Origin of the sequence: Flavobacterium kayseriense (genome assembly GCF_014305095.1) — a bacterium.
Lineage (GTDB): Bacteria > Bacteroidota > Bacteroidia > Flavobacteriales > Flavobacteriaceae > Flavobacterium > Flavobacterium kayseriense.
The window spans coordinates 492,475-513,673 of sequence record NZ_JACRUI010000002.1; the positions used below are offsets into that span (position 1 = coordinate 492,475).

General features: G+C 34.2%; 20 protein-coding genes. All 20 read right to left on the bottom strand.

Features of this window, described 5'->3' with window-relative positions:
• Positions 1-37 precede the first annotated feature (37 nt).
• The 20 genes from H8R22_RS08555 to H8R22_RS08650 all read right to left on the bottom strand — a co-directional run bounded on the left by H8R22_RS08555 (position 38) and on the right by H8R22_RS08650 (position 21,197).
• Complete coding sequence (locus tag H8R22_RS08555; protein WP_187010036.1) at positions 38-2,389, bottom strand: GumC family protein; 2,352 nt, start codon at positions 2,387-2,389, stop codon at positions 38-40.
• A gap of 4 nt (positions 2,390-2,393) precedes the next feature.
• On the bottom strand, positions 2,394-3,164 hold the full coding sequence (locus H8R22_RS08560; RefSeq protein WP_187010037.1) for a polysaccharide biosynthesis/export family protein: 771 nt from the start codon (positions 3,162-3,164) through the stop codon (positions 2,394-2,396).
• Between the two features lie 241 nt (positions 3,165-3,405).
• Positions 3,406-4,545, bottom strand: coding sequence for a DegT/DnrJ/EryC1/StrS family aminotransferase (locus H8R22_RS08565; protein ID WP_187010038.1), 1,140 nt, complete (start codon positions 4,543-4,545; stop codon positions 3,406-3,408).
• On the bottom strand, positions 4,538-5,179 hold the full coding sequence (locus H8R22_RS08570) for an acetyltransferase (RefSeq protein ID WP_225876007.1): 642 nt from the start codon (positions 5,177-5,179) through the stop codon (positions 4,538-4,540). The genes H8R22_RS08565 and H8R22_RS08570 overlap by 8 nt, the downstream gene beginning before the upstream one ends.
• Positions 5,145-5,747 carry a sugar transferase gene (locus H8R22_RS08575; protein ID WP_187010039.1) on the bottom strand — a complete coding sequence of 201 codons (603 nt, stop codon included), beginning with the start codon at positions 5,745-5,747 and terminating at the stop codon, positions 5,145-5,147. Before H8R22_RS08575 ends, H8R22_RS08570 begins: the two co-directional genes overlap by 35 nt.
• Positions 5,740-6,918, bottom strand: a complete 1,179-nt coding sequence (locus H8R22_RS08580; protein WP_225876008.1) for a glycosyltransferase family 4 protein — start codon at positions 6,916-6,918, stop codon at positions 5,740-5,742. Before H8R22_RS08580 ends, H8R22_RS08575 begins: the two co-directional genes overlap by 8 nt.
• Before the next feature lie 2 nt (positions 6,919-6,920).
• Positions 6,921-7,796, bottom strand: coding sequence for a glycosyltransferase family 2 protein (locus tag H8R22_RS08585; RefSeq protein ID WP_187010040.1), 876 nt, complete (start codon positions 7,794-7,796; stop codon positions 6,921-6,923).
• Positions 7,793-8,908, bottom strand: coding sequence for a glycosyltransferase (locus H8R22_RS08590; protein WP_187010041.1), 1,116 nt, complete (start codon positions 8,906-8,908; stop codon positions 7,793-7,795). The genes H8R22_RS08585 and H8R22_RS08590 overlap by 4 nt, the downstream gene beginning before the upstream one ends.
• Before the next feature lie 4 nt (positions 8,909-8,912).
• A complete protein-coding gene (locus H8R22_RS08595) occupies positions 8,913-9,959 on the bottom strand; it encodes a glycosyltransferase family 2 protein (RefSeq protein WP_187010042.1) in 1,047 nt (348 codons plus the stop codon).
• Positions 9,960-9,962: 3 nt separating this feature from the next.
• The gene (locus H8R22_RS08600; RefSeq protein ID WP_187010043.1) at positions 9,963-11,048 is read right to left on the bottom strand and encodes an EpsG family protein; all 1,086 of its coding nucleotides are present in this window, start codon (positions 11,046-11,048) and stop codon (positions 9,963-9,965) included.
• 3 nt (positions 11,049-11,051) lie between these two features.
• On the bottom strand, positions 11,052-12,158 hold the full coding sequence (locus tag H8R22_RS08605) for a glycosyltransferase family 4 protein (protein ID WP_187010044.1): 1,107 nt from the start codon (positions 12,156-12,158) through the stop codon (positions 11,052-11,054).
• Positions 12,155-13,252 carry a glycosyltransferase family 4 protein gene (locus H8R22_RS08610; RefSeq protein ID WP_187010045.1) on the bottom strand — a complete coding sequence of 366 codons (1,098 nt, stop codon included), beginning with the start codon at positions 13,250-13,252 and terminating at the stop codon, positions 12,155-12,157. The genes H8R22_RS08605 and H8R22_RS08610 overlap by 4 nt, the downstream gene beginning before the upstream one ends.
• Positions 13,253-13,789 carry an acyltransferase gene (locus H8R22_RS08615; protein WP_187010046.1) on the bottom strand — a complete coding sequence of 179 codons (537 nt, stop codon included), beginning with the start codon at positions 13,787-13,789 and terminating at the stop codon, positions 13,253-13,255.
• Between the two features lie 14 nt (positions 13,790-13,803).
• The gene (locus H8R22_RS08620; RefSeq protein ID WP_187010047.1) at positions 13,804-14,961 is read right to left on the bottom strand and encodes a glycoside hydrolase family 88 protein; all 1,158 of its coding nucleotides are present in this window, start codon (positions 14,959-14,961) and stop codon (positions 13,804-13,806) included.
• A gap of 73 nt (positions 14,962-15,034) precedes the next feature.
• Complete coding sequence (locus H8R22_RS08625) at positions 15,035-15,595, bottom strand: acyltransferase (RefSeq protein WP_187010048.1); 561 nt, start codon at positions 15,593-15,595, stop codon at positions 15,035-15,037.
• A 24-nt stretch (positions 15,596-15,619) separates the two neighbouring features.
• Positions 15,620-16,513: a glycosyltransferase family 2 protein gene (locus H8R22_RS08630; RefSeq protein WP_187010049.1), complete on the bottom strand. Its 894-nt coding sequence runs from the start codon at positions 16,511-16,513 to the stop codon at positions 15,620-15,622.
• Positions 16,514-16,517: 4 nt separating this feature from the next.
• Entirely contained in the window at positions 16,518-17,708 is a 1,191-nt protein-coding gene (locus tag H8R22_RS08635) for a glycosyltransferase (protein ID WP_187010050.1), read from the bottom strand.
• Positions 17,709-17,837: 129 nt separating this feature from the next.
• The gene (locus H8R22_RS08640) at positions 17,838-18,809 is read right to left on the bottom strand and encodes a glycosyltransferase (protein ID WP_187010051.1); all 972 of its coding nucleotides are present in this window, start codon (positions 18,807-18,809) and stop codon (positions 17,838-17,840) included.
• A gap of 34 nt (positions 18,810-18,843) precedes the next feature.
• On the bottom strand, positions 18,844-20,040 hold the full coding sequence (locus H8R22_RS08645; RefSeq protein ID WP_187010052.1) for a glycosyltransferase: 1,197 nt from the start codon (positions 20,038-20,040) through the stop codon (positions 18,844-18,846).
• On the bottom strand, positions 20,040-21,197 hold the full coding sequence (locus H8R22_RS08650) for a polysaccharide pyruvyl transferase family protein (protein ID WP_187010053.1): 1,158 nt from the start codon (positions 21,195-21,197) through the stop codon (positions 20,040-20,042). Before H8R22_RS08650 ends, H8R22_RS08645 begins: the two co-directional genes overlap by 1 nt.
• Positions 21,198-21,199: the final 2 nt, after the last annotated feature.

Here is a 21,199-nt window from a genome sequence, read left to right on the forward strand (position 1 = left end):
TACTAAATACTAACACAATAGTGGATAAACAAATAAATTATTTCTTTTTAAATATACTCTTGTACCATGGTTCATTTCCAACGTTCATACCGTACCCATAACCATAGCCATAACCCTTAGTAGAATCAGTATCATTAAGTAAGATACACATATTTGGTAATTTGTTTTCTTTATATAAACCATTAGGTATGTCTAGCATTTTCTTTTCTAAGAAATTGGCTCTCGCAACGTATATAAAGGTGTCTGCATTTTTAGCAATTAGCAACGTATCGGTCACTAGACTTACTGGGGCTGTATCTACAATAATATAATCGTACTCTTTTTTCAATTTTTCGAATAAAGAGTCTACTTTTTTGTTCATCAATAGCTCTGCTGGATTAGGCGGAATAACCCCGGCAGGTAAAATATGAAAATTTTCATATCCTTCATATTTAACAATAAGATCCTCTATTTTCAGATCATTAGACGACAGATAATTCGTAAATCCGCGCTCTGGCAAGGTAACATATTCATCCAGCTTTGGATTTCTGATATCCATACCAATCAACAAAACTTTTTTTCCTGATAAAGCAAAAGTGGCTGCTAAATTTACAGACACAAATGTTTTGCCTTCCTTAGGGAACGTAGAGGTTAGAAAAATAGTTTTAGCAATGCCTTCTGGCACTTTAGTTAGCATAAATTCTAAGTTAGTCCTTATAATTCTTAATGCCTCAGCCGAACTTGTTCTACTCTCTGACTGGATAATTTGATTTGGCGTTACAGAAGTAGGGACATCACCAATAAACGGGATTACTGTTTTCCCTTCTAAATCCAGTCTACTTTTTATTTTTGTGTCTAAGAAGTCTAATAAAAATATAATTCCAGCAGGAATAAGTAACCCAATCAATAAAGCTCCTAGATAAAATATACTTGGTTTAGTAGAAACTGGACCTGTCGACAGAGCAGCATCAATAACCTTTGCGTTGGGCTCCGTTGAAGATAGCGCTAAAGCAGTCTCTTCCCTTTTTTGCAGTAAATATAAATACAATTCTTCTTTCACTTTTTGTTGACGCTCAATTACTCTAAATTGACGTTCTTGAGAAGGTATCTTTTGGATTTTGCTGTTAAACAAATTTTCGTTTTGCTCAATATTTCTTTGTTGGATTTTTAAAACCGAACGGTTTTTTTCCAAACTGCTAAGCAATGTTTGTCTTAAACTGGTAATTTGCTGATCCAATTTAACTAGACTTGGATTAGAAATAGTTGCCGATTTCAACATTCGGTTCCTATCTATGATCATCGAATTGTACGTACCTATCAATGAAGAAGCATCCCCAGAAACATCCGAAAAAAGGTTAGCTGGTAATGAATTTTCATTTGTGCTCTTCTTCACATACTCCACAATAGAATTTAGTATATTCAATTGCACTTGAAGGTCGATTCCTTTACTCGTAAATTCAGTTGATCCAGTAACATATCGCTGTCCCTCAGATTCTATATCTGTTAATTTGTTACTTACTTTAAAATTTTCAACATCTTTCTCAACTCCTTCCAGTTCTTTGTTAATTAATTGCAATCTATTAGAAACAAAAACAGAAGTATTCTTTGAAATAAATTCCTTGTCACTGACAGCATTTTCATTATACGTTTGCACTAATTCATCTATGAACAAGACCGATTTTTGCTCTACTTGATCAACTAAACTTAATACTATAACACCACTTCCCTTCGATAAAGGTGCTATGCTCAATCGACCTCTAAAACTTCCAGCAACGCTTTGCACAGGACTCACAACGATTGTCAAAGCATTATCAATAGACATAGTTACATTACTAACCTTTGTGATAATCAAATCACCATACTTCGTTTTTATGTTTTGCCCATATTTAAAAGACTTCCCTTTTGATACTATTACACCTTCCGTGTTCGCAAGCGTAAACAGTCCCGACGAAAGTTCAGAAAAATTAAACACCATATACTGCTGATCAAATCCAGGAACTTGATTGATAAATTGAATTTTGACAGGAGAATCTGAAAAAAGTTCTTTTTCCAATACGTTTCCCTTTGCTATCACCGAAATGTTAAAATTGAGTCTTTTAACTACTTCCTCTAGTAAGGTTCGTGAACGCATGATTTCAATTTCATCATCGACATTCCTTGCACCGCTATTAATACCTAGATCGGAAAAAGCAGCAGCCTCTGAGAGCCTCCCTCCTTTTTTAGTGTCTTTCATTAATATTGTTGCTGATGCGCTGTAAACAGGCACAAAGTACCTCACTTTGAAATAAGCAAAACAAAGCGCTATTAGGACACTGAGAACAAACCATTTCCAATGTATTGTATATTTACCTATTTCTGCCTTGAAGTCAAATTCTTGTTCAAACTCTTCGGTCAAATTACTCTTTTCCATATAATTATCGTGTAAATATCAAAATAAAGGACAGTAGGGTGAGTGCCAACGAGGTAAAAGTGGTTACCAATGTGACATCTGGACTTATCGTGCGGTATTTAGGCTCCACATATACTACATCATTCTGGGCCATATAGTAATAAGGAGAATTGATAAAATCAGCCTTGGTCACGTCTACCCTATGGTAGGATTTTACACCATCGATATCACGTATTACTAAAATATTATCCCTCCTAGAAGTAGGCCTTAAATCACCTGCCATTGTTAAAGCTTCAATTAAGGTAAAACGATCTGAACTCACTTGAAAAACGCCGGGACCACCAACTTCACCTTGAACTACCACCTTAAAATTTTCTAGACGAATGGTAATGATTGGGTTTTTAATATAAGCGGAAATTTTCTTTTTGAAAAGGGCTAAAACCTCAGAACGTGTCAGACCACTTAATTTCAATCTTCCTAATTCTGGAAAATCAATATAACCATCAGCATCTACTAAATAATTAGTAATCCCAGAACTACTAGCTGACCCTCCACCTGTTGCACCAACGTTGGAAGGATTCAAGTTAAAAGGAGCTGTAATCGTTGGATCTTCAGCAGAAATATTTATTTTGAGTAAGTCATCCGGTTGAATTCTTATTTCATAAGAATTCAACTTTTCTTGAGCCATCGTTTCAATGTTTTGATAGTACAAAATATCTTTCTTCGGAGTACAAGAAAAAATAAAAGGAATCAAAAAAAGTACCAAGGATTTTTTTGATAAGAATAAATATTTCATAGAATAATTGTATTGTTTATTGAAGACATGTTATCTGTTTTCCTAAAGTTTTATTGGACATTAAAACACTAGTGTTTTTCACTACTGATTGGCTAACGTCGCGCAAATATAGGTATTAACTCCTTAATTGTAGCTATTTTTTTAGTAAGTGATCTCATTTTTTGCTCTCCTGCTAGTTGAAATAGTTTTACCTGCATTTCACTAAAAATAAATTACTAAGTAAGAATGTAGCCCCTCTATTTTAAGTAATGATAGTTATGAAAGCCTTTTTTATTCTTTCGCGATCATTATCTGAGAGGTTAGACCCTGAAGGGAGGCATAAACCTGTGTTAAAAAGTGTTTCAGCAACAGTACCACCATAATAGGGATACTTCTTAAAAACAGGTTGTAGATGCATCGGTTTCCACAAGGGTCTCGATTCGATATTTTCCTGTTCCAAAGCCAAACGGATCGATTCCGCAGTAAGTCCGTTACTTTTTTCTGGATCTATTAAAATAGCCGTCAACCAATGATTAGAATAATAGTCATCGTTAATGGGATTAAAAACGGTGATCCCGTCATAATCATGGAATAATTCTTTGTAAAAAGCATGCATTTCCCTGCGCAGGTCAATATGTTTATCTAGTACTTCCATTTGACCGCGACCAATGCCTGCACATACATTGCTCATTCTGTAATTATATCCTATCTCGGAATGTTCGTAGTGGGGAGCATTGTCTCTAGCTTGGGTCGCTAGAAAAATAGCTTTATCCTTTACAACTTTGTTAGGACTTACAATGGCTCCTCCCCCTGAAGTAGTTATAATCTTGTTACCATTAAAAGACAAAACGCCTATATCTCCAAAGTTGCCACATTTTTGCCCTTTATAGGTACTTCCTAAAGCCTCTGCACTATCCTCTAAAATTGGAATTTCATATTTATTTGCAATGGATCGCACCGCTTCTACTTGATAAGGCATACCGTATAAGTGCACTGCAATAATTGCTTTTGGCTTTTTGCCCTTTAAAATTCGATCTTGTATAGCTTCTTCCAATGCAGTAGGACATAAATTCCAGGTATCTATTTCACTATCTAGAAATACAGGAGTAGCACCTAAATATAAAATAGGATTCGCTGAAGCGCTAAAGGTCATACTTTGGCAAATCACCTCATCTCCGCTTTGCACTCCTAATAACACAAGCCCTAAATGTATGGCCGCCGTACCCGAACTCAAAGCACCCACATGGCAGTCACTGCCTAAATAAGTTTCTAAATCCTTTTCCAGTCCGTTTACATTAGGTCCTAAAGGAGCCACCCAATTGGTATCGAATGCTTCTTGAACAAACTTTTGCTCACTTCCTCCCATATGCGGTGAAGAGAGCCATATTTTTGAGTTACTCATTTTTTATATTTTTTATAATTCGTCCCGGATTGCCCACCACTGTAGCATAATCAGGAACGTCACTTAGTATTACAGCACCTGCTCCAACTGTAGCCCATTTACCAATTGTAACTCCTTGAATAACACAGGCTCCTACCCCTATGTGTGCACCTTCTTTTACAAGAACTGCTCCGCTTAGTGTAGCATTTGGAGAAATATGAACAAAGTCAGCAAGCTGGCAGTCATGTTCTATGATAGCAGCGGTGTTGATAATGCAATGTTTACCAATAGTAGCGCTGGCATTAATAACAGCACTCGACATAACAACTGTTCCTTCCTCTATGACCGCGTAGCGAGAAATAACAGCTGAGGGATGTATTGCAGTACAAAAACGTAGACTCATTCTTTCTACTATATTTTTGCGTATCGCGTTATCACCAATAGCAATTATCATTTTTTGCGAACCGATAGCAATTAAATCGGAAGAATGCAGAACAGCGATCCCTAAAAGTTCCTTTTTAGCAGGATCATCATCAATGATTGCGCTGATATTTTGATTATTTTCCTGCAAAATATCGATAACCACTTTACAATGCCCACTAGCTCCGTATAAATAAGTACTACTGTCCATTGAACGGCTCAATTGTTGCAGCATCGGCTGCAGTTATCCCTTCGCTTTTTATCACTTTTAAAATCGTTTTAAATATAATTTTCATATCCAAAAGAAACGAAATATGATCTACATACCACACATCCAACTCAAACTTTTTGTCCCAACTAATCGCATTACGGCCATTAACTTGAGCCCAACCCGTTATTCCAGGTTTTACATCATGACGCCTTTTTTGAGTTTCTGAATAGAGATGCAAGTACTGCACTAATAAAGGACGAGGCCCTATCAAACTCATATCTCCTTTTATTACATTTACTAATTGCGGAATCTCATCTAAGGAAGTCTTGCGTACAAAACTACCAATTTTGGTTAAACGGACTGCATCAGAAAGCAAATTTCCGTGACTGTCCGTTTTATCATTCATCGTTTTGAACTTAATGATTTTAAAAATAATCCCTCTTTTCCCAGGACGCAACTGAAAAAAAAACGGTTTCCCTTGATTAGCTACAAACAACCCTATTGTAATTAACAAAAACAAAGGGCTTAGCAAAAGGAATCCTGTCAGTGCAAGAATTACATCTAGTATTCGTTTAAAAAAAGATTTATACATTTTTCATTGCGATTTTATATTCCATTGCGATTGCATCCCAAACCAGTTGCTGTTCGTATCTAAAAACTATCATTTCACGACTATTCCTTTTTAATTCAGTGTACAAATTACTATCCTCAACTATTTTTTGCATTGCCTCGCAAATGGCAACTTCATCTTTTACTGGAATTATAAGCCCGTTTTTTCCGTTTACTATAATTTCATTACTGCCATTAATATCCGTAACGATAGACGGTAAACCCATTGCTCCGGCTTGCAAAACCACATTCGGAAAACCTTCGCGATAACTAGGAAATACTAAAGCATTGGCAATAGCATAGTAGGAACGCACCTCTAATTGAAAACCCACCGAGATAATATTTTTATTTTTCGCCATCGTTTGTAGCGTTTCAGGCAGCAAAGGATCTAGCTGGGATTCTAATGGCCCAACAAGCAATAGCTTTAGTTCTCCATTAGTTGAAGTATTCTCGACTTCGCTCGAACTGATATTGAGTTGCGAAAAAGCATGAACTAATTCATTAATACCCTTATCGCCCACTAAACGACCCACAAAAATAAAAACAAAATCATTTTTACAAATTCCAAGCTCGTTTCGCAATGCTTCCTGCTCTGTATTTGAAACTTGCTCTTTTGTAAAATATGCTGTATCAATACCATTCACATTACCGTTGGCTAGTATTTTCAACGGTTTATTAGTAATATTATATGCCAGCAAATCATTTTTAACTCCCAAACCTTCAGGATAAATATTTGTGGCAGCCGAACATAGTAACCGATCCATCGAAATTAAAAGCTGCTGTAAAAACCCTTTTTTAGTTGGGAAAACAAGCCCCGTAAAGGTGTGCATTCTGACCGGCACACCCGCTAGTTTTGCGGCTAGCATAGATAACAACCCTGCTTTTGGCGTAATAGAATGTACTATTTGTGGTTTTTCTTTTATGAACAAAACATACAATTGCCACAAAGAAACCAAATCTTGGATCGGACTGATATTACGCTGCATTGGAATATTGACCGTTCGTACCTGTTCCCTTTTAGCAACCGTTCTCAGGTGATCGTCCTCACCAGAAACAGCCACAACTTCATACTGCTGTTGCAAAAAAGCCAATTGTCCTTTCAGTAAAAAGTCGAGCGATAGGGAGATTGTAGATGTTCGAATTATTTTTGTCAAAGTTATTGAAATCTTACTTTATATTGAATTAATAGATAAAGCATAAATCCGAAAGGAATAGCCATTAGTGTCAATACTTTTTCTGGCGAATCTTTCAAAAAATTTCTTTTCTTCAAAATAATACAACTAGAAATATAATGTACGGCCTCTATAAACTTACGTTTAGTAGATTTAGAGTACTTCATCGTAGTGATACGGTTGTAGATAAACCCCTTGGGATATTTTAAGTACTGAGCGAACATGGTATTACTTGAACCCGTTTCCTGATATTCGACAATTACTAATACTTCATTTAGCGTTGCTAATTGGTATTCTTTGTCGATAAACAAATATTTGGTACCAAGTCCAACGTATTTTTCACCTTCAAACACGGGATAATCAGGATAGAGATTAATAATAGCTGTACGATACACTAATTTTTTATCTCCCGTCCCTCCGTTTAGATAAAAATCTTCAAGTGTAGTATACGCAGTATTAAACTTAGAACCAATAATTTGTCCTGTAGGAACGGCATCCAAACCGATAAGACCCGCAATTTTATCATCATTAGTAGTTTCCCATTTTGCTAGAATAAGTTCTACTGCATTATTTGGCATAAAATCATCTGAGTCGATGCATGTATTTAACTCGGCAGTTATGTTCTTATAGGCTGTATTGTGTGCCCCATGCATGCCTTGATTATTTTGATAAATATAACGAATTGCTATTTTCTGCTCTTTTATCCATGCTGACACCAATGCTGCTGTACCATCAACAGAACCATCATCAACAATCAACCAATCAAAATTTGTATTGGTTTGCTCACACAAACTATTGTATAATCGTGGTAGTAAATGCGCTCGATTGTAAGCAGGAGTAAAAACGGTTAATTTTGTCATTTTGTTTTTTGTAAAAGTGCGGTATATTTAGCTTCCAAAGTCTTCACATTATTAGCAATATCATATCCCTTCGCAACAATCAAAGATGAAACATCTATTTTCTGGAGTTGTTTTAAATCATGAATTTTATTGGCCCATGCAGTAGCGGATTCTTTTAAAGAAATAACGGTAACCTGCTCTGGAATTAAAATAGCTTCTTTTGGAATACCATCAGAGATTACCGAATAAATACCTGAGGCTTGTGCCTCAACTAGAGAGACGGGTAAACCTTCAAATAAAGAAGGAAAAAGGAAAACATCCATACCTTGAAGCAGCTGATTTACATCATCTCTCAACCCCAAAAACACTACTTGCTGCTCGATTCCCATTAAAGCTACTTGTTCTTGAACATTTGACTTCAATTCTCCGTCACCTACCAAAAACAATCTTTGATTGGCATCAAGCTGTATAAGTTCTTTAAAAATAGCTATTAAAAACTCATGATTTTTTTGAACATTAAAACGACCTACATGAATGAAGTTTTTAGTTTGGGATGCTTTTAATTTTTCTCGCGTTTCTAAAGCTTTCTTTTGATTGTAAGCGAAGGAGTCCGCAGCGATAGCATTAGTCATTGTAAACGCCTTCGCTGCATTTTTCTTACCAAAAAGCCAAATACTAGCCTCATCACCACAAGTAAAAAAGGCATTAACATAAGGCTTCATACTTTTTTTGAGCCACCATCTAAAAGGCGTTTTGAAATCCCATTTAGGATTGGCATTGTGTCCATGAGCAATAATAACTGGAACACCGCGCTTGTGTGCTTCTTTGTAAAAAAAATAGCCTAATTCAGAGCATTGACCATGAATGATCAAGTAGCTGTTGTTATTAAAAAACTGAGTGATTTCAGACTGATATGTTTTTATCGTATTTAATCCTAATGCTGAAAACTGAAAAATTTTGCCACCTAATGAAATTACTTCATCATCATAAGCTCCTTTTTCCTGCCTATGCACAGCAAAATCGAATTGAAACTTAGTACGATCTAACTTCCTGTAATAGTTCATTACGTTAGTTTCAGCACCACCACGATTTAAGATGGTAAAAAGTTGTAAGACGCGAATAGGCTCTTGCATAGAATTATTTTTTAATCATTTTTTTGATTGCCATCAACATTAAAAACAAGGGTAGGGGCATGTCATACTTAGCGAAAAAGAAAAATAGTTTCCAATGAAGCGGAAAATAAACCAATTTAAGGTTTTTTATAGCATCACGATATCTTTTAGAATTAAGTATATGTTTTATATTACTATATTTTTTAAAAAACGAGTTAGCAGAATACAACTCATTTAATCCCAATCCTATTATACTTAATGAAATTCTGTTTTGTAAAGCTTCCTGATAGCTTTCATCCAATCGTTCATTTTTTAAAAATTCCTCTAGAATTGAGTACAATCTGTCCCACTGAACAACTAATCTAGACTTGTAAACAGAGGTCAAGGAACTTAAATTATTTTTTCTATAGTGATAAAGACATTGATGTATGTTCGAAATTGATTTCACGTATTTAAAAACAAAAGCATTAAATAATAGGTCCTCGGTCCCAATTTGCTTACAATCGGTAAAATATATCTTATTATCCTTTATGATTGTTGCTTTGTACAATTTTCCCCAAGCAGTAACTATTGAATCTGCATTTTCAGGACGAGCTAATTCATATTGGAACAAACCAAGTATTCTTCTATGTATTTTTCTTGATTCACTTTCGTTAAAAAATAAATTATTTTTTAAAATAAATTTTTCTTCAGTATAATTTGAAAATTCTTTACGATAAGAGAACAAAACGACATCTGCATGCGTACTTTTTACATTCTCTATTAAAAACTTGCAGGTATCCAAATCAATCCAATCATCACTATCTACAAAAAGAATATATTGTCCTTTTGCGTAATCTATTCCAGTATTTCTTGCGCCAGACAGCCCTTTATTTTCTTGATTTATTAATTTTATTCTACTATCCAATTGTTGATACTCTTTGCAAATTTCAAGACTATTATCTGTAGAGCCGTCATTAATTAAAATGATCTCTAGTTGATCATAAGTTTGATTGATAATACTGTCTAAACATTGCTTTAAGTAAGAGGCAACATTATACACCGGAACTATCACACTAATTAAATGGTTCATTAATTATTGAGTTAAGATAACATTCATTAAGTAGGTAAAAGAAAAATAAGCCAGTAATACAGAAGCTAAAACTTGATGTTGTTTTTTGATCTGAATTTTAGTTAAGAAAGGATACACAATTATTATCCCCATCATAAACCAAGAGAGGTAGGCAAAGCGGTTGGAAAAGTTAGCTCGAATAACTAAAATCCAGAACCCATTAGAAGCTAAGTAGACGCAAACCAAACGATTGTAGATAGTGTTTTGAAATTTTTTCTTGAAAATAAAAAAATAGGCGATGTAAACGGCGAAAGCACTGTATAATAAAAAATCCCAACGAAAACCAGTACTAGAAAACTCTCCTTGCTCATTGGTACCTGTTAAATAGCTCACACGTTCATCGGCCATCAATCCCGCAAAAAGTCCTTCCCAAAATCCTCCTGAGACTAATGACAAAGGAATACAAGCTAACCAGCCGTAAAAATACTTTTTTACATCTGAATAAAAATAAGTTAAAACTAAGGCCGAGGTGGGTATAACAAGTGACTTATGAAAACCCAATGCCAAGAAAATAAATAGAACTTTAAAAACTATTTTATCGCGACTCAACGCAAATAAAAATAATGAAGTAGCTATACCGTTTCGAATACCATTTGTACCATAAGCCCAAAACGAAAAAGAACCAACCAACGCCACAAAAGCATAATAACTGTATTCCTTAAACCACTTTTTACAAGCTGCCCATAAAGGCACTACATACAATAACGCACAGACTAAAAAAAACATGGAAGCCGACATTACTTGAGAGGCTGAGAACATAAAAAGTTCAAAGATGTAATCACTAGATTGAACCATTGGAAGCCCGTACTGATATTTCTCAAAAGATTGATTGTAAACAATCATATCTCCAAAACGCCAGCTTATTGGTCTCAAACCAATATATACAGCCGTAATAATAAGTAAAAATCTTTCTATTGTTTGAATACTACCCTTATTTCTTGTGGCATCAATTGATAGTGAAGATGCTCTAAAATAAGTAAATAACACTATGCACAGCAGTAAATTAAAATAGGCTGACGTATAAAATTGTATAGGAACTAAGGTATTCAATTTTTATTTTATTTGAGTAAATAGATTATTCCATTGCATCATCACTTTCTCTTTAGAAAAATCACTGACGTTTTTTTTTGCATTTAGTGCCATGGTAGTTCTTAGAGTCGAGTTTCTCATAAGTTCCGTGAGCTTATAAACAAATGAAACACGATCATTTGGAGCTATTAAATAGCCATCTAAATCATTTTTAATAATATTTCTAGGCCCATAAGGACAATCGTAACTCACGATCGGAATAGCCGATGCTTTTGCTTCTAATAGAACCATCGGAAAGCATTCGGTCTGAGAAGTCATAGCATATATGGAAGCCTTTTCCATTTCTTGTTCCAAATTATTAATTGAGGGTAACAGAAGGAAACTATCGCTTAAATCTAAACTGTGAATTAAATTTTCAAGTTCAGCTGTCAACTTTTCATCTCCATCTCCGAACAATTTGAATTTCCAATCTGGAAAATCAAGATGAATCATTTTCCAAATATAAATCAATTCGTGAAATTGTTTAACAGGCGCAATTCGTCCCGCTGCTATAACCGTTTTTTCTTTTAATTCTAGTGAATCTGAGCTAGGCTCGAAATCAGTAAAATTAGGTATTACAAACGTATTACATCCTGAAAAGTACGGAATTTCATCTTTGTTTAACACGACCAACGCATTGTATTTTTTAAAAACAGAAGTCAACTTTCCTTTTATAGATTGTCTCCCCTCCTTTCCTGAAATCCCCACTACCACTCCTGAGGAATGCAATTCTTTTACTTTCGGAATTGATCTGGAGAGGAATGGCAAAAAAAATTGATCTGGCGTATAACTTATTGAAATAATCAGATCTGGTTTTATTTTTTTTATTAATTGGCGTAGTCTAAAAAAATGCTTTATGACCTTACTTAAATTCTTAGGATGAAAATAACTATATCCAGTTTGATACTTAATTTGCAAATCAAAACGGGACAATTTATGATCTAACGGATATACATCAGGCCTATCGCATTGTTCGAAAGTCGTCAAGAAAATCTCATGCCCCTCATCAAGTAAATGGTTTATTTTTTGAGATAAAATCCGTTCTATACCACCATGGATATACAGCTGATTGGTACAATATAGAATTCTCATAAGGCACTATTTTTAAACAAGTCGTTCCACTGGCTTAAGACCCTTTCCGGCAAAAAGCGTTTCACGTTTTCTCTTGCATTACCGCCCATTATTTTACGTAAACTGCTGTCTTCAATTAGTTGATTGATACTATTGGCAAAGGCCAATATATCTCCATTTTGGACTAAAAACCCATCATGTCCTTGGCTAATAATGTCTTTTGGACCATGCGGACAATCAAAGGAAACACAAGGAACACCGCAGGCCATCGCCTCGATTAATACCATGCCAAAACCTTCGTAACGTGAAGACAACACAAAAATAGAGGACTCTAAATAATACTTTTGTATGTCTCTCGCAGGAGGATAGAAAACCACCGTATTTTGTACGTTTAGATTTTTTGCTAAGTCAAGTAATCCTTGACTATCATCAATAGTACCGTAAATAGCAAGTTTCCAATCTGGATTTTTCTGATTGACTAGCTGCCAAGATTGTAGCAAGCGGTCATAGCCTTTTTGAAAGCCTTGTTTCCCGACAGCAATGACAGTCTTATTTTCTAAGCTAGAAACTTCTTCAGGATAAAACGATAATGGATTAGGAATGATTGCTAGATTATTCAATTGCCATTCTAACGTATTTCCGTGAGTTAATACAACAAAATGATTGTAAGATTTTGCTAAAACCTCCATCAGTCCGAAAGTCAATTTTGATTTTATTTGCTCGAAAAACTGTTGTGTTTCTGTTTTAATCTCAATTTGTTTCGACACATGGCGTTCATAAACCATTGGACATGGCTTATTTAAAATTAATGGTAGAAAAAAAGCTTTTAATCCATCATCACAAACACAAATTAGATCAGGATTTACTAATTTGACAATAGCTCTTAATCCTACTGAGTACTGTTTTATATAAGTAAAGAAAGCCCCTTGCACAGTAATGTTATGAAACTTAATATTTTTACTAAATTCAAAAAACAAAGTATCAGTAGCATGATTTAACGTAACGATATGTACATCGTACCCCATCTTATCTGCTAAATAGGTAGCTTTGATAGACAAAACTCTTTCTAAGCCACCTGCACCCGATATCTGGTTAGTAATGTATAAGATTCTCATTTATAAAATTTTCTTATAGATAAGATTTCTTTCCATAAACACTAAAGTATTGTCCGGAATAGCACCTTTAATTACGCAACCCGCACCTATAACACAATTTTTGCCGATAGTTGTATTTCTTAAAATCACGACATTGCTAGCTACCCATGTACCTGAGCCTATATGTATTTCCCCAATCGAATAATCCGAAGCACTTACTCCATTTGCTGCATTGTATTGGTGATCGTTGTCAAACACACATACATTAGGTCCAAAATTACAATTAGCACCAATACTTATTTTAGATTTAGCGCTTATCATACAATTTTGATTCATAAACACCTTATCCCCGATTGACAAACTACCCGAATTGGTAACAACAAGACTAGAATTTCTTGATATACAGGTACTCTTTCCCAAGACCATACTTCCATTCCCCAAAATTTTTATTTCTACAGAAGGGCTTATTCGTTGTAAAATAGAGGCTTTAAAAGTGCGATACCTTACTTTCAAAATAAAAACACGAACTGCATTGTAAAGAAATAGAAAATAAATCATTGTTAAAATTAGTATTAATAATTGGTGGTTCTTAGAGCAAATCCTTGAGCAAAAGGTAGGATGCCAAATTCCTGTGAGTGTACTCCAATTCCTTTTGTGTCCCCTTGTGAAAAATCAATTGCACCATCTCTTCTTGTTACCATCATTAAGTACGATAATGCTTTTGTTTTAGCATTTAAACTTTCTTCCGTTATCGCTTTTAATGTAGCTGCGTTAGTTAAAAACCACGCTAATGTTGCTGTTGTAGAAGAATCCGATCTTGATTCTTTTACGGATACGATCCAGTTCCAACTTCCATTTTCATTTTGAAATGAAATAGCCATCTTGGCAAAAGAAATCACAGATGCTGTTAGCATTTCTTTATCGGGATGTGAATCGGATAATGCGGTCCAAGAATCTATTAAACCAATGGCATACCATCCTAATCCCCTGCCCCAGCCAAATAAACCAACTGGGATCTTAGAGTCTACTAAATAAGCATGACAAGGAACAAATTTGTCTTGTAACATCCCGTGCTTATTAAATTCGGATATTTGTTTTAATCCTAAAGAAATTGCTTCTTCGATCTGGAATTTAACTCCATAACTCACTAAAAATGGGCAAATAAAACCAATAGTATCAACATACCGATAATTCGTGCTGTATTTTTTATACGCCACAGTACCATCTGCTCCCTTTAAAGCTAAAATTAGATTATAGATTGCGTCATAGCTCGGCTTAATTGCATCATGATCTACAGCTTCACTGTTGATAATTGCATACGCCAGTATCACACCATCTGCTTCCAGTGGAATTTCTTTCCAATGACCATTGGAACCTATTTTGCGCGCAATATATTGGTCTATATTTTTTTTAACTGTAGGATCTTGTGTTTTTCTATAGGCTTGATCTAATCCTAAAAGTAGTGCCGCTTCCTGCCAGTGCTGTATCGCTGCTCTTTTATAATCACCCTTTAGCATATCGATAATAATTAATCTTTTATTATCAGTAAGCGTAATAGTTGGTGTTTTTTGTAACCACTCAAGTGCCTTATCCACAATTTTAAGATTCCATTTGTCAAGTGTATCATATCTTCCAATATGAATTCGGCTTTGCCAAGTGTAGCACTGTGGCACAAAATCAATAGCTATGACTGCCAGCAAGATAAAAAGTAGGATGAAAAAAAATATCATTATTTAGAAGTATTGCGGTCTACCGTTTTATAAACCGTTAATCTATTAGTAGAGAATATAGTAAAAAGTCGTTTTATACGATGTAGCCAAGGGTGTTTTCTAAATCATTACTCATTTTCTCTCTCATTTCTTCTGTAATACCTTCCTGCATTAACCATGACTTATCATAAATTGGAGCCGTTTTCATGATGGCTTCATGTTTGTTTTTGTAATCGGCAACTGTAGTAATGAATCTTGCGGGATTCCCACCCACTACCGTGTTTTCTGGCACCGATTTAGTGACTATACTTCCTGCAGCGACAATCGCATTTTTACCCACTCTTACCCCAGGCATGATTAATGCTCTAGCGCCAATAAATACATTGTCTTCGATGATAACTTTGGCAATTTTTGTGTAATCTACTAATTTTTGAGTACTTGCATCATGCGCTAGTAAATATACCTCGGGTGCAAAGGTGACATTATCACCAATTTCTATCAACCAGCAATGCGCATAATCAAGCATACAGGCAGCAACACCATGGTTGTTCTTACCCAATTTCATCCCCATCTTTAAACAGGCTTCCACGTTTAATTCACCCGAGGAAATCATCCCCAAACGAAATTTGACCGATTTTAATATTCTTTTAATCATATCTACTTAATCAGTTTAAATCAATTAATTTTTTATTAGTTTTTTCATGTTTCGATACGAGAAGTATGCTCTGGGATATACCAATAGATAGAGTAGTTTTTCAGGAAAATTATTTAGTTGACTAAAATATTTACCTTCTAGTAGTAAGTCATACAAAACTAAATAGATGTAATCCCAGACATACACTTTTGGATATTTTAAAAACGGATGTGTATTATTCGTAATTAACTGGAAATATGAAAAAGCCAATCCTTTGATATACCACGTTTTATATGAACTATCTGAAAGACCAGCTTGTTGGTATTCTACGATTTGGGTCACCGAATTAATGCATCTTACTTTGTGTTTTTTTGCCATTTCATGCCAAACTACAGCTTCAAAGACAAAATTGACACCTTGTTTTTCGGGGAAAGGAAATTGTTTCATAACAGTAGTTTTAAAGGCTACCGATTTGTCTCCTGTTAAATGATGCTTATAATAGATGTCAGGAAAATAGACATCCCAAATTTTATCTGGAAATTCACTACCAACAATTTCACCAGTTTTATAGCTTGATAAACCAACAATCCCTCCTATTGCTTGGTCGTCTTTAATTGCAACCCATTGCTCGTGTAGTAACTCTAGTGCATTATTAACTAAGACATCATCAGAATCTACAATAACAAACAAATTACCCTTAGCTTTTTGAACTCCTAGATTAATGGCAGTATGTTTTCCACCATTCTCTTTATTATAATACTGAATATCGATTTCTTTTCGATTAATCAATTCTTGAACAGTCGTTGCTGTATCGTCTTCACTGCCATCATCAACTATTAACCACTCAAAATCGCGGTTTTTTTGACTTAACAAACTTTGATAAATTGGAGTTAAAAAACTTTTTCTATTAAACGCAGGAGTAAAAACTGTAAAAGTCACCTTATTAATTTAAAAATTGATAAAACTTTTCTATTTCGTCTTCAGTTCCATTGTTCTCTAAAGATAAATTATGTGACAACCTATCTCTTAAATTTTTATTAGTAATCAGTTCAATTACTTTATCTGCTATGGAGTTTGCGTTCATATCGGCAATAATTCCTGTTTCGTTATCCGTTATTTGATCTTTTACCGTGCTAAAATTGGTTACTAGAATCGGTTTATTCAAAATTTTAGCCTCATCAATGGAGATTGACTTCCCTTCAAAACGAGAAGTTTGCATAAATAAATCAGCCTGTTTCACATACGGATAATGATTTTCTTTAATTCCTAATAATTGGATATTCTCACTTAAATTATTAGCTACAATCTGTCCTTTGATTTCTTCTCTTAATTCACCATCACCTAGTATAATCCAATTAAAATCAAATCCTTTATCCTTCACTATCCTCATAGCATCTATGGCCATATCGTAGCCTTTTTGAGCACTAAAACGACCTACTGAAATCAATTTGAAGCCAGCAAAAGGAGGTTCTATTGCTTCTTGAGCTAATTTGTTAATCAGTTTTGGAGAAACAATGTTCTTTAACACTTGAAATTTCCCCTCAAACATTTGGAAATTTTTTTCTAAAACCAATTTACATTCTTCTGCATCGGTAAATATATAATCGATTTTCTCGAAAAAAGGCAAATCAATTTTAGTTGACATTTGCATTTTGTCGTAATCATTATGGATCCAACCTAATTTCTTGACCGCATCTACTTTTTCAACGCAATAATAATTAGGTCCTTTTTCAATACAGCCCACAGCATAATCAAATTTCTTGGCCAATTTAGGAATACATCTACTCATATATTTCCAATTGCGTTGCTCCTTACGGTATACATTATCTTCAAATTTCAGTCTAACGCTGGACATAATTCGATTATAAATAACATCAATTCTACCCGATTTCAAACATTGTACAATAGCGCTTTTGATGGGCATGTCAAAATACTGAAATTCTATAGGAGCAGGTAATAGCACCACTTTTTCATGGAGCTGATTTAAAAATAATCCTCGATTCCAAAAAAGTTGTAAATAGACATTGTACTGATCGTAATCAATCACTTGAAGTAAGGACACAAGTGCTTTTTCGGCACCACCGCACTGCAGTTCATGTGAAATGAACAAAATATTTTTCTTGTCGTTATTCATTTAAAATAGTGTAAAACTCATCAATCTGATAATTATTAGATAATCGCTCTCCAGAGCTCCGATTGAACGATGATTTGTACGTAAAACTCTCTCAATAGATTCTTCTGACTTAAATTATTCATTTACTCCTTAAATTAACTTTTTATAAACTTTCGGTGAAAGTAAAAATAAAAAAAATCTTAAATTCCTACCAAGTGTCAAGTATTTTAAAGCCAACCACATTAGATTCAAATAGTTTTCACTATACTTCGTTTTGAGATGTCTTTTGCATTCTAAGTCAGTATGATTGTAATATAATTCTATATTGTAACTTAATAAATTACTAATAGATTGTTTAAAAATATTTTCGTATAACAGGATACCTTTTGTTTTCTGAATTTTGTTTACAAACATTTCAAGCATAATAAAATCGACATTAAGCTTTTCTATTGCAGATATTTCTGAATGAGAAAGTCCATCATCTCTTCTAAAATAAAAGTAAAGTCTCTCATCTGTATACACTAATTTTTTACTGTCAAAAAATAATTTATGCGTTAATTCAGTATCCTCACCTTTTATTAAATTTTCATTAAATCTTAAATTTCTAAAAATTTCTTTTTTGTAAATTCTATTATAGACTACAGAATTTAATCCATTAAAAGCATATTCAGAGTTGAGAAATTTTTCAAGTGTTTCAATGTGATTAAAAACTTCTATTTTTATATCATCACGAGGCACCTCTACGTAGTCTCTGGAAACACAACCTCTCAAGTGACAGCTACTAACATCCGCCTCATATTGTAACATTAAATCGGTCAGAACCTTATACATTTTTAGGTCGATCCAATCGTCTGGATCAACAAATCCAATCAAGTCGCCTGTAGCATTATTCAACCCCAAATTTCTAGCTGCAGAGACACCTTTATTTTCTTGGTTCAATACTTTTATTCTACTATCCTTTTCGGCAAATCCAGATATAACTTTTGAGCTATTATCTGTAGATCCATCATTAACTATAATAATTTCTAAATTACAATAAACTTGATTAATGACTGTATCTAAACATTTTGAAATGTAAGACTCAACATTATAAACTGGAATAATAACTGAGATTTTATGCATTAAATGATATTTTTTTTAAAAGCAAACATGTCTTTTAGCAGTTCAATATGTTGTATAATTTATTAATTTCATTTTCAGTCCCTAAATCCTCTTTAGCTAAATTAGAAGAAAGTAGTACTTGAAGACTGCTGTTTTTTAATACATCTGAAATTGCAAAGGCAAGACCGTCAGCTGTCATATCAGCAATAACACCCGTTTTACCAGCTATTATTTGATCTTTTGCCGTAGAAAAATCAGTCACTACTATAGGTTTTTGTAAAATTTTAGCTTCCTCTATTGCAATGGATTTACCTTCATACCGAGAAGGTTGCACATACACTGTACATTGTTTCATATAGGGATACGGATTTTCTTTTAGTCCTATCAGGAAAACATTTTCTTCTAATTGATATTTTTGAATCTGCTTCTCTAAAATTAAACGTTCGCTGCCTTCACCAATGATAAACCATTTAAAATTGATATTATTTCCCTTCATGATTCTACTGGCATCAATGGCTAGATCACATCCTTTTTCATAGCTTAAACGCGCAACTGTTACTATCGTATTTTCAAAACTGCTAAACCTTTTGTCGGTAGTAGCTGTTTTTAATGATAAAGATTCAATAATTGATGGTGAAACAATATTATAAATCGTTTTTATTTTACCAGAAAACTGTGGGAAAACAGACAGCAAATTAGCATGGCACTCGGGAGAAACTGTAACCAACGCATTAAGTTGGCTAAAGTAGTTAGTGTCAAAATCAGAATTCATTCCTGAACTCGCATAATTGGTATGAATCCAACCTATCTTGCTAGTAGCATTTAACTTGTCGACCGTCAAATAAATAGACGATTTTTCTAAAAAAGCAATGGCTTGATCGTATTTGTTTGGAAAGGGAGCTATCGACTTACTCAGGTTGTTCCACGTATATTGTTCTGCTTGTGCACTATTCTTAATTCGTCTACTTTTTAAAAAAAATAAAATCCTATGCAGGGCCAAAACGATTTTTAGCCGGATTGTAAAAGCAAGAATAGATCGAAAAACATTTTTTGTGAAATGAATATAATCGTCTTGAATAGAGATTATGGTAACTTCTTTTGGAACTGAATTTAGGAAAATACCTTGTTTTTTAAACAAAATCAAATCTACATCGTATAGCGTAAAGTCTAAACAATTTAAAAGATTCACCAAACTCTTTTCTCCTCCACCTGCATCCAAGCTCGGTATGACAAAGACTATTTTTTTCTTCATTACTTTACCTCAAAAAGATATTTAGCAGACAAAAATGACATTTCTTGTACTGCTGGAATTCTCTTTTCCAATAGCGTCTTTAATTGGGTCTCTTCGGCAACCATTTCGTTAAACTTCGCAATCAATTTTTCACTATTAGCAATCTCCTCAAGACTTAAAACTAATTTTTCGGTTCCAAAAATATCGGTAGCAATACCTTTTGATTTGACACTGTACCCCAAAACCATCGTAGGTACGCAACTAGAGTAAGCGGCTATCGTTGCATGAGTTCTTGCACCAATAAAATAGCGCATTCTAGCAATATATCCTTTGTACTGGATGGCATTACAAGTATTAGGCAAAATTAATACTCTTCCCGTATCTTTAAATTTGTTGTAAAACTCCAATAAGCAAGAATAATCGTCATTCCCTTCATCTATTACATGCGGGGTAAACGCAATAGTCATTGAAGTAGTATTCAAAATATGCTGCACTAAATTCAGGGCAGCTTCATGAGAAGCTTCGTTCTTTTTCCATACTAGAGGACTGTAATTGAAACCAATTGTATTACCCTCCTGCCATCCTTCAGGTAACGGTAGTTCTTCTTTATTCATTGTAAATGCTCCATCGGCGCAAAGCTTTACATTTTGGATGCCACTATTTTTTAAAATTGACTCTGTCACGCTTTCCCTCGCTAAGACCAAATCAAAATTCTTTAGATCTTTAATTTTTGGTATTGATAAATCTTCGGTACCTATTGAAGCACCCCAAAGTACTAATTTCTTACCTGCTTTTTTTATACAACGATTGATCTCATAAAATCCTGGTTGCTCACCATAACAATAGTTATCGCCTCCTATAGATAAAAACAAATCATAATTGGGTATTTTATCAATGATATCTTTATGGATGATGCGATAGGCAAAATTTTCATCTTTAAAAACTCTTAAAGAGATAAAACTTAGGAACCAATTAAAAGTGAATTTCCTGATAGTTCTTCTTTTTTCGGAATATAGGGTATCAATTAGTGGAATTATTTTATCTGATTCAGCGTCTAATGAAATTAAATCAACTGTTACACTAGGGTCTTGCTTTTTTATTAAAGCAACACTAGAACGAACTATGGCCTCACAACCCCTATTTTTACTTCCTCCATGGAAGAACATTAGTATTTTCATAA